This is a genomic window from Rhodococcus sp. K11/5 (genome assembly GCF_055193735.1).
Genome location: NZ_CM143721.1, coordinates 3092088 through 3105866, shown reverse-complemented (window position 1 = coordinate 3105866; position 13779 = coordinate 3092088). Strand labels below are relative to the sequence as shown.

Genomic DNA, 13779 nt, shown 5'->3' with positions numbered 1-13779 from the left:
CTCAGAACCCCATGTCGCCCATGTCGAATCCGCCGCCGCCCATGTCGCCGCCGTCGAATCCGCCGTCGCCCATGTCACCGCCCATGTCGCCACCGTCTCCGTAGTCACCGCCACCGTCGGCGCCGCCCATGTCGCCGCCGTCGCCCTCACCGCTGGCGAACTGCTCGGATCCGTATCCGACGCCGGCCATTCCGGAGAACATGGCCGAGAACAGGAACATCGACCCCATGCCCCAGGCGCCGGCGACGAGAGCGGGCTTCCACCAGGGCTCGGAGTACCACCCGGCGGGAACCGGCCGACCGGCGACGCGTCCGCCGGGGTAGTAGTTCGGCGTCTTCTCCGACGGTGAGGGCGCAGCCGTGACCGGCCGGCCCTCGAAGTCGACGGTGCGTTCTTCGGTCACCTCGCCGGCGGCCTTCTGGCCGTCGAGGGTGGGCACCTCGGGTCCGGGGTCCATGCCCATGGCCAGTCGGGCCGCGCGAATGTAGTAAAGGCCTTCCAGTGCAGTCTGTTTCGCCAGGCGGGCCTGCGCCACGCTGTCGGCCTGATCGATCTGCGAGCCCGCGGCCGTGAAGCGTTCGGACGCGTCGGCGAGGGCCTGCTGCGACGCGGTGTCCGAGCCGACGAGGTTGAACACCTGTCCGCCGAGCCGTTCGATCGACTGGCGCGCATCGGCTTTGGCGTCGTCCAGGGTCATGGCGTCGGTCCGGGCCGATCGACGCTGCGACATCATCACCAGGCCGACGACGATCGCCACGACGACGATGATCAAAAAAAGGGGTTCCATGTGTCCTCCGGTGAATGATGGTTCGCGTGAATGTCCGGTTCGACCGTCTCCAGTGTACGGATCCCCGGTGCCATCACCGCCGACTCTCCGCCGACGACCGTGACCGTGGCGTATCCATCTCGTTATAGAAGCGTGACCCACCGATGGCTGTGAAGACATCTCGGCGGGCAACTCTGTAGTCGAGGCCGAAGAGCATCGTCGGCCGCTACGAAGGGGAGCCACACATGAACGCACTCGACCACTCGACCACCGATCTCGGCGCGGACGACACGGCGGACCTGGTGGTCGTCGAGTACGAACGTGGCGGAGTCCCGATCGTCTCCATCGGCGGCGAGATCGACATGAGCACCACTCCCGAACTGCGCGAGATCCTGACGCGTGTCGCCTCGGCTGGTCACGACGACGTCGTGCTCGATCTGACGGACGTCACGTTCCTCGGCAGCGCGGGGGCGGTCATGCTCCTCGGTGCGGCATCGACGCTGGCACGGCGACCCATGGTGCTGGTCGCGGTCGACCCCGCGGTGCGGCGTCCGCTCCAACTCCTCGGGGTGTGCTCGCCGATCACGGTGTGCGAGAGCATCTTCGAAGCGGTGTCCACGGTGTCGGATGCACGCGGCGAGGTCCGTGCATTCTCCGACGCGGGCTGATACCGGCTGACGACGAGAAAACCCCCGATCGCCTGGGCGACCGGGGGTCTTCTTCGTGTGTGGAGCGGGCGACGGGAATCGAACCCGCGTAATTAGTTTGGAAGACTAAGGCTCTACCATTGAGCTACGCCCGCGTGCCGACGACGGTCACTGGGATCGCCAGCCCCTGCCGCCTGCGTTGAGGAACTGTACCGAACCGCGCGGCGAAATCGGAAATCGGGTCGCCGTTGGGCCGAACGCACACCTACCCGTAGGATCGTTCGAGCACGTCGTCGGCGTTTGGCGTGCAGGAACGGGATGTGGCGCAGCTTGGTAGCGCATCCGCTTTGGGAGCGGAGGGTCGCAGGTTCGAATCCTGTCATCCCGACCGATCGACACCGCGCTCGATCGCACGCGAAGATCGAGTGAACCGAGAACCACCGTAGTCGCACAGATGAAGGAGCACGTTTCGTGAAGAGCACCGTCGAGCAGCTGAGCCCGACGCGAGTCCGTATCAACGTTGAGGTGCCCTTCGAGGAGCTCAAGCCTGATTTCGACCGCGCGTACAAGACCTTGGCCCAGCAGATCCGCCTCCCGGGCTTCCGTCCCGGCAAGGCCCCGGCCAAGTTGCTCGAGGCCCGGGTGGGACGCGCGAACGTCCTGAACCAGGTGGTCAACGAGGCGCTGCCCGGCAAGTACAACGACGCGTTGTCGGCCACCGAGCTCAAGCCGCTCGGCCAGCCGGACATCGAGATCACCAAGCTCGAGGACGGCGAGGAGATCTCGTTCACCGCCGAGGTCGACGTGCGGCCCGAGATCACGCTTCCGGACTACTCCACGGTGGCCGTCACCGTGGACCCGGTCGAGATCACCGACGAGGCCGTGGACGAGCAGCTTCTGTCCCTGCGCCAGCGATTCGGCACCCTCACCGGCGTCGACCGCGCCGCGCAGACCGGCGACTTCGTCTCCATCGACCTCTCCGCCACCGTCGACGGTGCGGCCGTCGAGGAAGCCGCCACCGAGGGCCTGTCCCACGAGATCGGTTCCGGCCAGCTCATCGAGGGCCTCGACGACGCGATCGTCGGACTGTCCGTCGACGAGTCCAAGGAGTTCACCACCACGCTTCTCGCGGGCGAGCACGCCGGCCAGGAAGCCGTCGTCACCGTCACCGTCAAGTCGGTCAAGGAACGCGAACTGCCCGAGGCCGACGACGAGTTCGCTCAGCTCGCCAGCCAGTTCGACACCTTCGACGAACTGCTCGCCGACCTGCGCGAGCGCGTCGAGCGCGTGAAGAAGGTCGAGCAGGCCGGTCAGATCCGCGACAAGGTCCTCGAGGCGCTCCTCGAGTCCGTCGAGGTTCCCGTCCCGGAAGCGTTCGTCAAGGCCGAGGTCGACTCGGCCCTGCACGATGCGATCCACCCGCTCGATCACAACGAGGACGCGCTGGCCGAGCAGCTCGCAGCGTCCGGTTCCTCGCGCGAGGAGTTCGACGCCGAGGCCCGCGAGAGCGCCGAGAAGTCGGTCCGTACCCAGCTTCTGCTCGACACGATCGCCGACGCCGAGGCCGTGCAGGTGGGCCAGGAAGAGCTGACGCAGAACATCGTGTTCCAGGCGCAGCGCTACGGCATCGCGCCCGAGGAGTTCATCCAGCAGGTGCAGCAGGCCAACCAGCTGCCCGCGCTGTTCGCGGACATCCGCCGCAGCAAGGCCCTCGCCGCGATCGTCGATCAGGTCTCGGTGACGGACACGTCCGGTGAGAAGGTCGAGACCAAGGAACTGTTCGGAAGCCCGGACGAGGAGTCGGCCGACGAGTCCGATTCGTCCGAGGGCGAACAGGAGAAGTAACGCTCACAGCGAACGACGGCGGTTCCGGGACTCCGGGGCCGCCGTCCTTCGTTAGTGTCGATGACAGGAACGTTTCACACCCGGAAATCGCCGGATCGGTTTCGGGCTCGCTCCACGCGGGTTCGGTTCGGCGTCAATCCATCCATGCACGAGAAGGCAGGTACCGTGACCCACGCTAACCCGGCGACCCACTCGACCGCGGCAGGAATCGCTTCCGCGTCCGCACCGGCCATGACCTCGGCGACCGCCGGCCTCAACCTCAGCGACTCCGTGTACGAGCGGCTGTTGCGCGAGCGCATCATCTTCCTCGGCACGCAGGTCGACGACGACATCGCCAACAAGCTGTGCGCGCAGATCCTCCTCCTGTCGGCCGAGGATCCCACTCGCGACATCGCTCTCTACATCAACTCGCCGGGCGGATCCGTCTCGGCCGGCATGGCGATCTACGACACGATGAACTTCGCCGAGTGCGACGTCGCGACCTACGCGATGGGACTCGCCGCCTCCATGGGTCAGTTCCTGCTGACCGCCGGCACCAAGGGCAAGCGCTACGCCCTGCCGCACGCGCGCATCATGATGCACCAGCCGTCCGCCGGTATCGGCGGAAGCGCCGCCGACATCGCGATCATGGCGGAGCAGTTCGCCCTCACCAAGCGTGAGATGGCGGAGCTCATCGCCGAGCACACGGGGCAGACGTTCGACCAGGTGACCGAGGACTCGGACCGTGACCGGTGGTTCACCGCGCAGCAGGCCCTCGATTACGGGATGGTCGACCACGTCATCTCGCGCGCGCAGCAGGCCGGTGGCACCGGCGGAGCCGACAACTGATCGAGCGGAATTCGTGACGCGACTCGGGCCCGGTAGGGCTCACGCCGCACCGATCCCTTCCTATTTTTTGGAGAACCGATGACAGAACTGTTCGATCCCCGCCAGACCTTCGGCGCCGGCTCCTCGGCACCCGCCGGACCCGATTCGCGCTACATCCTGCCGTCCTTCGTCGAGCACTCGAGCTACGGCGTCAAGGAGTCGAACCCCTACAACAAGCTCTTCGAGGAGCGCATCATCTTCCTCGGCGTGCAGGTGGACGACGCCTCGGCGAACGACATCATGGCGCAGCTGCTGGTGCTCGAGGGTCTGGACCCCGACCGCGACATCACCATGTACATCAATTCGCCCGGTGGTTCGTTCACCTCGCTGATGGCGATCTACGACACGATGCAGTACGTCCGCGCCGACGTCGCGACCGTGTGCCTCGGCCAGGCCGCGTCCGCGGCCGCGGTCCTGCTCGCGGCCGGCGCTCCGGGCAAGCGCGCCGCGCTGCCCAACGCCCGCGTGCTGATCCACCAGCCCTCCACCGGCGGCGTTCAGGGCCAGGTCTCCGACCTCGAGATCCAGGCCCGCGAGATCGAGCGCATGCGTCGTCTCATGGAGACCACGCTGGGTCGACACACCGGCAAGGAAGCGGATGTCATCCGCAAGGACACCGACCGTGACAAGATCCTCACGGCCGAAGAGGCCAAGGACTACGGCATCATCGACACCGTGTTCGAGTACCGCAAGCTCTCGGCCCGCAAGTAACGCTCACCGCACGGTCGGCCGGGCCGCTGCGACACGCGCGCGGGGGAAACCTCGCTCGAATCGCGTGCTCGCGGCGGCCCCGCTGGTTGTGGGCGCCTACTCCATCGATTCACGTCGGTGGGTCCTGGTAAGTACTCGGCCGTGTCCGTCGAAGGCGGGTACGGTCGCACATGAACCCGGTCGAGGCAGTGTTCGACGTCGATCGGTATTCCCGGCAAGAAATGAGGAATCTGCACATGGCACGCATCGGTGACGGTGGCGATCTGCTCAAGTGCTCTTTCTGCGGAAAGAGTCAGAAACAGGTCAAGAAGCTCATTGCCGGGCCCGGCGTGTACATCTGCGACGAGTGCATCGATCTCTGCAACGAGATCATCGAGGAAGAGCTGGCGGAGTCGAGCGAGGTCAAGCTCGACGAACTGCCCAAGCCCGCGGAGATCCGCGACTTCCTCGAGAACTACGTCATCGGCCAGGACAGCGCGAAGCGGCGCCTGGCGGTCGCGGTCTACAACCACTACAAGCGCATCCAGGCCGGGGACAAGGCTCGGGACGCGCGCGGTGAGGCCGTCGAGCTCGCCAAGTCCAACATCCTGATGCTCGGCCCCACCGGCTGCGGCAAGACCTACCTGGCGCAGACGTTGGCCAAGATGCTCAACGTGCCGTTCGCCATCGCGGACGCCACCGCGTTGACGGAGGCCGGGTACGTCGGTGAGGACGTCGAGAACATCCTCCTCAAGCTGATCCAGGCGGCGGACTACGACGTCAAGCGCGCCGAGACCGGCATCATCTACATCGACGAGGTCGACAAGATCGCGCGCAAGAGCGAGAACCCGTCGATCACGCGCGACGTGTCCGGTGAAGGTGTCCAGCAGGCCCTGCTGAAGATCCTCGAGGGGACCCAGGCAAGCGTTCCCCCGCAGGGCGGACGCAAGCACCCGCATCAGGAGTTCATCCAGATCGACACCACGAACGTGCTCTTCATCGTGGCCGGTGCGTTCGCCGGACTCGAGAAGATCGTCTCCGACCGCGTCGGCAAGCGCGGACTGGGCTTCGGCGCCGAGGTGCGGTCCAAGGCCGAGAGCGACACCCAGGACTACTTCGCCGAGGTCATGCCCGAGGACCTCATCAAGTTCGGTCTGATCCCCGAGTTCATCGGTCGCCTCCCGGTTGTCGCCTCGGTGACGAACCTGGACAAGGAGTCCCTGGTGACCATTCTGTCGGAGCCGAAGAACGCCCTGGTCAAGCAGTACACGCGGTTGTTCGACATGGACGGCGTGGAACTCGAGTTCACCCCCGACGCTCTCGACGCGATGGCCGAGCAGGCCATCCATCGCGGCACCGGCGCCCGCGGCCTGCGCGCGATCATGGAGGAAGTCCTCAACCCGGTGATGTTCGACATCCCGAGTCGAGACGACGTCGCCAAGGTCGTGGTGACCGCGGAGACCGTGGTGGACAACGTGCTGCCGACCATCGTGCCGCGCAAGCCCGATCGCCCCGAGCGGCGCGACAAGACCGCGTAGTACCCCGCACGACGCGACCCCCGACTCGTTCGACGAGTCGGGGGTCGCTGCATTCGGCAGGTGCCGGGCGGCTCAGGCGGGCCGGGCCTTGCGGGGCCGGAGCCGGGCCATGGGCAGCGGCGGCGCCGGCAATCGGTCGACCGGTCCTCGGTAACCCTCCACGCGGCCGAACCGACGGTCCTCGCGCTCCCAGGCGTCGCGATACTCGACGATCTCGTCGTGATCGCGGCCGATGAAGTTCCACCACATGACGATGTCCTCCTCGAACGGCTCCCCGCCCAGCAGGATCACGCGCGCGGGGACCAGAGCGGTGGCGATGGTGATCGACCGCGTTCCGGTGTCGAGGTGTCCGAGGTCCGCGCGGCTCAGCGAGGTCGCCTCGCCGGCCCTGTCGGAGGTCCCGCTCAGGTCCACTCGACCGGTGTCCACCAACACCGCGTGTTCGAACCGTGGATCGACCTCGAGGGTGATGCGCGTGTTCGGTTGGATCGTGATCTCCGCACCGAGCAGTGGGGTGAAGGTGGGCACCGGCGAGGTCGACCCACCGAGCGACCCCAGGAACACTCGCATCTCGCCCCCGTCGAGTGCGACGGGCTCGGGAACGTGGTGATCGAACCGGCGCGGAGCGTCGCGGTGGGCGTCGGGCAGGGCGATCCACAGCTGTACTCCGTGCAGCGTGTCGGTCTCGGGCGTCGACACCTCGGAGTGACAGATGCCGTGTCCGCCCGTCATCAGATTCACCTCACCCGGCCGCACGACGGCAACCACCCCGTGGCTGTCTCGATGTTCGATCTCGCCCTCGAAGAGCCAACTCACGGTCTGCAGTCCGGTGTGCGGGTGCGGTGCGACGTCCATCCCTCCGGTGTGGGCGACGGGGTCGGGTCCGTAATGGTCGGCGAAACACCAGGCGCCGACCGTGGTGCGACGACGCTCGGGAAGCGTGCGCCGGACGGTCATCGCACGTGGTCCGCCGAGCGGCACCTCGCGCGCCGTGGTGACCGAGACGGCGGGGGCGGTCATCGGACCGCCTCGGGCACCGCCGTGGCGGGATCGGATTCGGTATCGGTCGCGGTGTCCGCGAACACGATTCGGCCGGTGTGCGAGTAGACGTTCATGCCGTCGCCGCGCAGGAATCCGATCACCGTGAGCCCCGACTCCTCGGCCAGATCGACCGCGAGGGAGGACGGGGCGGACACGGCGGCGAGCACGGGGATGCCGGCCATCACCGCCTTCTGGGCGAGCTCGAAGGACGCGCGACCGCTGACCATCAGGACGGTGCCGGCGAGGGGAACCCGGCCCTCCGAGACGGCCCAGCCGATCACCTTGTCGACCGCGTTGTGACGCCCGACGTCCTCGCGTGCGGCGAGCAGGGTGCCGTCGGCGTCGAAGAGGGCCGCGGCGTGCAGCCCACCGGTCGAGGAGAAGATGCGCTGATGTTCCCGCAGTGTGTCCGGCAGTGTCGCCAGGGTCGCGGTGGACACCCGGACACCGTCGGCGGCGGGGGAGAAGACGGTCTTGAGTCGAACCGCATCGAGCGAGGCCTTGCCGCACACCCCGCACGAGGACGTCGTGTAGAAGTTGCGCTCGACGCCCACGTCCGGAGCGGGCACGTGCTCGGCGAGGGCGACGTCGAGCACGTTGTAGGTGTTGCGGCCCTCGTCGTCGACTCCGTCGCAGTATCGGGCGACGAGGACGTCGTCGCGCGAGGAGATGACGCCTTCGGTGAGAAGGAATCCGTGCGCGAGTTCGACGTCGTGTCCGGGGGTCCGCATCGTGACGGCGAGGGCCTTGCCGTCGACCCGGAGTTCGAGGGGTTCCTCCACGACGACGGTGTCGGGGCGACGGTCGACGTGCGGTCCGCGGATGCGCAGGACGGGGCGGCGGGCGGTGGCGCGGCCCATCAGGCGGCCGTCGTGCGAGGAGAAGCGGGACGAGCGTATCGGTGCATGTGTCCATAGTGGACCCGATCGGTGGTGCACTGCCACAACCCCGGTTCCGGGTCACCCCGATTCCGAAGAACATCGGTTAGCCTAGCCTTCCACCGCGGTACGCACCGCGGCATGTCATGGAAAAGGATCTCGCGATGTCTCTCTCGGCAGGCGTTTCTCGCCGCAGTTTTCTCCTCGGTGCCTCGGGCGCCTTCCTGGCCGCGGCCGCGGCCGCGTGCAGTTCCGGCGGGGACTCGACCACGGGTGACGGCGCCGCGGACGGCGTGTCCGTCTCCACCAAGTACGGCGAGGTCGAGGTGCCAGGCGATCCGCAGCGGGTGGTGAGCGTCGGCTACAACGATCACGACACCCTCCTCGCGCTGGGCGTGATCCCGGCCGGAGTGTTCGACTGGTACGGCGACTACCCCTACGCGACGTGGCCGTGGGCGCAGGAAGCGCTGGGTGACGCGACCCCGGAGATCGTGGGCGACGCCACCAGCGGCATCGATGTCGAGCGGGTCGCGCTGGCCGCGCCCGATCTGATCGTCGGTACCTACGCGGGCGTCACGCAGGCCCAGTACGACTCCCTGTCCGCGCTCGCTCCGACGGTGACGCAACCGGAGGGCTTCGGGGACTACGGCATTCCCTGGCGCGATCAGACGGCGTTGCTGGGCCGCGCCCTCGGCCGCGAGACCGAGGCACAGACGCTGGTGTCGGACGTGGAGGCCCGTTTCGCGGAGGTCGCCGCGGCCAACCCGTCGTTCGCGGGCAAGACGGTGCTGGTGGGGGCTCTGGCCGGACCCGGCCAGTTCGGCGTCTACGGACCGCAGGACCCCAAGGTGCGCTTCCTGAACGAACTCGGGTTCGCGAACCCCGACGTGACCGCGCAGATCGGTGACGCGAACTTCGCGCCCGTCAGCACCGAGCAGCTGTCCCTGGCCGACGTCGACCTCCTCGTCTGGTACGCCGGCGGCGGCTTCGGCGATCGCCTTCGCGCCGAGCTGGACAACACGCCGGTGTACCAGGGACTGGCCGCGGTGCGCGAGAATCGGGTCATCATTCTCGAGGACGAGGCAGCGGAGGCGATGGCATGGAGCACGGTGCTGAGCCTGCCGTTCGCGCTGGATCAGCTCCCGGGCCGGCTGGCCGAGAGGCTCTGACCCTCGAGATCACGGTCGGCCCTCCCGCGCGGCGAGAGCGCTTCGCCGGCTGGGGGTCCGCCGCGGAGGACTGGCTCCGAGCCGAACTGTCCGTTGCCGAGGTGGGGTGGCGGTGCCGCATCGTCGGTCCCGCCGGCGATGCGTCCGCGGCCGCCGCTCTCGCCCGCAGCGGCGGCGCGACGACGGAGGAGATCGACCTCGTCGTGACCGAGCCCGCCCGGCCACGGATGTACTGCCCGCGGTGCGGCAGCGTCGGTCCGTCGGGTCCGCGGTGCTTCTCGTGTCGGGCGGCGCTGACGGTCACGACGCACTTCTCGGCGCACCACGCCGCCGTCCTGGGCGTGCCGTCGTGCTGACGACGGTGATCGCGTCCCGTCCCGCCTGCGTCGACGGCACTGTCCGCACCCTGACGCTGGCCCCCGATGCGCCGCCGCAACCGTGGGTTCCGGGGAGTCACGTGCTGGTGCAGTGCGGCCCCGACCGGGCGGGGCATCCGCGCGTGAACGCCTATTCGTTGGTGGGCGACGCCGCGAGACCGAAAGCCTTCGCGATCAGCGTGCGCAACGGGCGCGACGACGGGGGCGCGGCCTGGTTGCACCGCCGCCGCGTCGGAGACCGCGTCGTGGTCGCACCACCTCGCAGCGCCTTCGCGCCGGTCCTCTCCGCCCGTCGACACCTGTTGGTCGCCGGCGGTATCGGGGTGACGCCGATCCTGTCGCTCGCGCGGTGGGCGGGGGAGCGCGCCGAGGCGCTGTACGTTCATCGACCGGGCGGCGGGGCCCACGCCGACGACCTGGCCGCCGTCTGCGCGACGAGCACGTTCGTCGACCGCTCTCGATTCGCCGCGGCGGTGGACTCGTCGCTGCGTCGACAGCCGCTGGGGACCCATCTCTACGTCTGTGGACCCGCGGCCATGGTCGATGCGGTCCTGGAGAGTGCCCTGGCCGCGGGATGGCCCCGGTCGCGATGCCACAGCGAGGCGTTCGCGGTGGCCTCGGGTCCCACCCGGGCCTTCCACGTCCGCCTGCGCCGTAGTGGCACGGTGTTCGAGGTGCCGGCCGATCGGTCTGCCCTCGACGTACTCGACGATCACGGCGTCGCGGTGGACAGCCTGTGCCGTCGGGGTGTGTGCGGTCGGTGCCGCACCGCGGTCACCGCGGGCTCGGTGGAGCATCGCGACCTCTTTCCTGCGGACGATCGACGCATGGCGGTCTGCGTCTCGCGCGCCCGCGGAACCGACCTCGTCGAGCTCGACCTGTGACCGCCGCTGCGCTGCAGCGCTTCCCGTTCCCGTTCGAGACCGACACCTACCGCTACGGAACCGACCTGGAACCCGGGCGCACGGTGCGGACGACCGCGGCCGGTCGATGGGGAGAACACATCGTCGACGTCGGACCCGAGTACCGCGACGTGATCGCCGAACGCGCGCGGATCCTCGCGGCCGACCCGCGGCGGCACGCGGCGCTCCCGCACATGGACGAGGCGAAGGCGGATGCGCTGTCGGTGATCCTGGCCGAGTTGCATCGTGCGCGGCCGGACGAGACGGAACTCGGGGAATCGAGCCGGTACTGGCGCAACGGGATGCTCGGCATCGAGGTCTCGCCGGCGATTCTTTCGACGGATCCCCTGGTGTTCGCGGCGAGCCAGATCCAGGAGGACGTGGTGCTCCTCGACACCCGCGACGGGCATCTGCACGCCGATGCGGGGGTGGTGACGTTCGCCGCGGACTGGTCGATGAACTTCGACCTCGGCATGAGCTTCCACGAGCTGCACCGGCCCGTTCCCCGCGTGCTGGACGACGGCATCGTCTCCCGTGCCGAGGCGTTCATCGGGACGCTCGAACCCCGGCAGTGGGTGCGCCGGACCAACTTCTCGCTCGGAGTCGATCACCGTCTGGACGCCTCCGTGGAAACCCGCCACGAGTGGGAGCCGGCTCGCCGCGCCGTGGCCGACGCCGACGCCGACGAGGTGGGCAGACGGTTGTGTCTGCGGGTGGAGCTCCAACATCTGACGCGGCTGGCGCCGTCCGGGGCGATCATGTTTCTGATCCGGACTCATCTGGCGTCGCTGGACGAGCTGGCGCTGGTCCCGGGGTGGGCCGAACGCACCGTGGCGGTGCTCCGGGAGCTCCCCGAGGACATGGCCGACTACAAAGGCGTCACACCCCTGCGACCGGCCGTCGAACGGTGGTGGTTCGACCGTCGGGATAAGTTGCCACGGTGACGGAAACGACGGACGCCTCGAACCCGGCCGATCGGCACGGGCCCTTCGGATCTCTCGACGACTACCTCGACCTGCCGCATCCGGCCTCCCTCGCGTTGTCCCCGGACGGCCGCACTCTCGTGATCGCGGTGGCCGAGCTCGACGAGGAGCGCACCGCCCGGGTCTCCTCGCTGTGGGCGATCGATCCGACCGGCGAGACCGAGGCCCGGCGGTTGACCCGCAGCGCCGGGGGCGATTCGGCGCCGGTGTACGCGAGCACCGGGGACCTGCTGTTCCTGCGGAAGCCGACCGGGGCGGACGCGAGCACGGGTACCGGTCTGTGGGTGCTTCCCGCGGTGGGCGGCGACGCTCGCCGGATCGCGCACCGGTCCGGCGGCGTCGGTGGACCCGTGGCCGCCCGGAACACGACGCACGTGGTGCTCACCGGTGACGTGCTCGGCTCCGAGACCGACGACGATCGCCTCCGCACGCTGCGCAAGGACACGAAGGTGAGCGCGGTCCTGCACTCGGGATACCCGGTGCGGCACTGGGATCAGGACCTGGGACCGGGCCGAGCGCACCTGTTCTCGGTCGACGCGGACGGTGCGAACCGGACGGATCTGCCGCTCGTCGATCTCACCCCGGACCCCGGCGGCGTCGCCGGAGGTGGAGCCCTGCGCGATGCGACGTACGACCTCGCTCCTGACGGCTCCTTCGTGGTCACCTCCGAGGGGCACCCCGGACCGGAGGCGAGCACCCGCCTGGTTCTGGTGCGCTACGAGGTGGACTCGGGCGCACGGGCCGTCCTCGTCGACGACCCGGATGCGGACGTCTTCTCCCCGGCGATTTCCCCGGACGGCCGGTGGCTCGCGTTCCTGCACGAGTCGCGGTCGACCCCGGACACGGCGCCGTGCGTCACGCTGCGGGTGATGGATCTCGAGACCGGTGATTCGGCCCGGTGGGCGGCGGACTGGGACCGATGGCCGTCCTCGACGGTGTGGTCGGCCGACTCCCGCTCGCTGCTGGTGACCGCTGACGACGACGGCCGGGCGCCGATCTTCGTCGTCACCGAATCGTCGGCTCGGTCCCTGACCACGGACGACGCGGCGTACACCGACGTGGTCGCGGCTCGCGACGGGTCCGCGGTCTTCGCGCTGCGGGCGTCCTACGCGGCGCCGCCGCATCCGGTGCGCGTCGACCGGGAGACCGGTGCGATCACCGTGCTGCGGGCCCCGACGGAGCTCCCGGAGCTGCCCGGCGATCTGGTGGACGTCGAGACCGTCACCGACGCCGGTCACCGCGTCCGCGCCTGGCTGGCGCGGCCCACCGGGGCGTCGGACGCCACGCCCGCGCCGCTGGTGGTGTGGGTGCACGGCGGCCCGATCGACTCGTGGAACACCTGGTCCTGGCGGTGGAACCCGTGGATACTCGTCGCTCGCGGATACGCGGTACTACTCCCCGATCCCGCGCTGTCCACCGGGTACGGACAGGAGTTCCTCCAGCGAGGGTGGGGCCGGTGGGGAACCGAGACGTACGACGACATCCTCGCGATCACCGACGCGGCGGAGGCGCGGCCGGACGTGGACGCGGCGCGAACGGCCTTGATGGGTGGCTCGTTCGGCGGATACATGGCCAACTGGATCGCCGGGCACACCGATCGGTTCTCCGCGATCGTCTCGCACGCGGGTCTCTGGGCGCTGGACCAGTTCGGCCCCACGACCGACGACGCGTCGTACTGGTTGCGGGAGATGACGCCGGAGATGGCGTTCGACAACTCCCCGCACCTGTCCGTCGCGGACATCGTCACCCCGATGCTGATCATCCACGGCGACAAGGACTATCGCGTTCCCATCGGGGAGGCGCTGCGCCTGTGGTTCGAGTTGCTGTCCGAATCGGGTCTGCCCGCCGACGAGAACGGAGTCACCGACCACCGCTTCCTGGTCTTTCCCACCGAGAACCACTGGATCCTGTCGCCGCAACACGCGAAGGTCTGGTACGAGGTGGTCGACGCGTTCCTCGCGCGGCACGTGCTGGGGATCGAGTCCGAGATGCCGGAGGTTCTTCCGTCCTGAGCGACGTGCGGACCGGTGATCCGACCGGGCGCGGGGCGACGGGTACCGAGAACTAGAATCGGGC

At 68.8% G+C, this 13779-nt stretch carries 13 protein-coding genes and 2 tRNA genes; 11 read left to right on the top strand and 4 right to left on the bottom strand.

What is annotated here, in order from left to right:
* Position 1: 1 nt before the first annotated feature.
* Positions 2–787 (bottom strand): DUF1542 domain-containing protein, encoded by a 786-nt coding sequence (locus ACY466_RS14630; RefSeq protein ID WP_463246086.1) that lies wholly within the window; start codon positions 785–787, stop codon positions 2–4.
* A 224-nt stretch (positions 788–1011) separates the two neighbouring features.
* Between ACY466_RS14630 and ACY466_RS14625 the strand changes: the two genes are divergently transcribed.
* Positions 1012–1434 carry an STAS domain-containing protein gene (locus ACY466_RS14625; protein WP_463246084.1) on the top strand — a complete coding sequence of 141 codons (423 nt, stop codon included), beginning with the start codon at positions 1012–1014 and terminating at the stop codon, positions 1432–1434.
* A gap of 60 nt (positions 1435–1494) precedes the next feature.
* On the opposite strand, the gene ACY466_RS14620 is transcribed toward ACY466_RS14625, so the two are convergent.
* Positions 1495–1568: transfer RNA gene (locus ACY466_RS14620), tRNA-Gly, on the bottom strand.
* 159 nt (positions 1569–1727) lie between these two features.
* Here ACY466_RS14620 and ACY466_RS14615 point away from each other — a divergent pair.
* The 5 genes from ACY466_RS14615 to clpX all read left to right on the top strand — a co-directional run bounded on the left by ACY466_RS14615 (position 1728) and on the right by clpX (position 6353).
* Positions 1728–1801, top strand: a tRNA-Pro gene (locus tag ACY466_RS14615).
* An 83-nt stretch (positions 1802–1884) separates the two neighbouring features.
* On the top strand, positions 1885–3258 hold the full coding sequence (gene tig, locus ACY466_RS14610) for a trigger factor (RefSeq protein ID WP_463246083.1): 1374 nt from the start codon (positions 1885–1887) through the stop codon (positions 3256–3258).
* 144 nt (positions 3259–3402) lie between these two features.
* Positions 3403–4086, top strand: coding sequence for an ATP-dependent Clp protease proteolytic subunit (locus ACY466_RS14605; protein WP_463246081.1), 684 nt, complete (start codon positions 3403–3405; stop codon positions 4084–4086).
* A 78-nt stretch (positions 4087–4164) separates the two neighbouring features.
* Positions 4165–4836, top strand: a complete 672-nt coding sequence (locus tag ACY466_RS14600) for an ATP-dependent Clp protease proteolytic subunit (RefSeq protein ID WP_463246080.1) — start codon at positions 4165–4167, stop codon at positions 4834–4836.
* A gap of 236 nt (positions 4837–5072) precedes the next feature.
* Complete coding sequence (gene clpX / locus ACY466_RS14595; RefSeq protein WP_463246078.1) at positions 5073–6353, top strand: ATP-dependent Clp protease ATP-binding subunit ClpX; 1281 nt, start codon at positions 5073–5075, stop codon at positions 6351–6353.
* A 72-nt stretch (positions 6354–6425) separates the two neighbouring features.
* Here clpX and ACY466_RS14590 read toward each other — a convergent pair whose 3' ends face one another.
* Entirely contained in the window at positions 6426–7373 is a 948-nt protein-coding gene (locus tag ACY466_RS14590) for a pirin family protein (RefSeq protein ID WP_463246077.1), read from the bottom strand.
* Positions 7370–8254: a formate dehydrogenase accessory sulfurtransferase FdhD gene (fdhD, locus tag ACY466_RS14585; protein ID WP_463246075.1), complete on the bottom strand. Its 885-nt coding sequence runs from the start codon at positions 8252–8254 to the stop codon at positions 7370–7372. Before fdhD ends, ACY466_RS14590 begins: the two co-directional genes overlap by 4 nt.
* A gap of 182 nt (positions 8255–8436) precedes the next feature.
* Between fdhD and ACY466_RS14580 the strand changes: the two genes are divergently transcribed.
* Genes ACY466_RS14580 through ACY466_RS14560 form a run of 5 tightly spaced genes read left to right on the top strand, consistent with a single transcriptional unit; the run spans position 8437 to position 13715 of the window.
* Entirely contained in the window at positions 8437–9441 is a 1005-nt protein-coding gene (locus ACY466_RS14580; protein ID WP_463246073.1) for an iron-siderophore ABC transporter substrate-binding protein, read from the top strand.
* A complete protein-coding gene (locus ACY466_RS14575) occupies positions 9372–9797 on the top strand; it encodes a hypothetical protein (RefSeq protein WP_463246071.1) in 426 nt (141 codons plus the stop codon). The genes ACY466_RS14580 and ACY466_RS14575 overlap by 70 nt, the downstream gene beginning before the upstream one ends.
* Positions 9791–10702, top strand: coding sequence for a PDR/VanB family oxidoreductase (locus tag ACY466_RS14570; protein WP_463246069.1), 912 nt, complete (start codon positions 9791–9793; stop codon positions 10700–10702). The genes ACY466_RS14575 and ACY466_RS14570 overlap by 7 nt, the downstream gene beginning before the upstream one ends.
* A complete protein-coding gene (locus ACY466_RS14565) occupies positions 10699–11664 on the top strand; it encodes a heme-dependent oxidative N-demethylase family protein (protein WP_463246067.1) in 966 nt (321 codons plus the stop codon). Before ACY466_RS14570 ends, ACY466_RS14565 begins: the two co-directional genes overlap by 4 nt.
* A complete protein-coding gene (locus ACY466_RS14560) occupies positions 11661–13715 on the top strand; it encodes a S9 family peptidase (protein ID WP_463246066.1) in 2055 nt (684 codons plus the stop codon). Before ACY466_RS14565 ends, ACY466_RS14560 begins: the two co-directional genes overlap by 4 nt.
* Positions 13716–13779 lie beyond the last annotated feature (64 nt).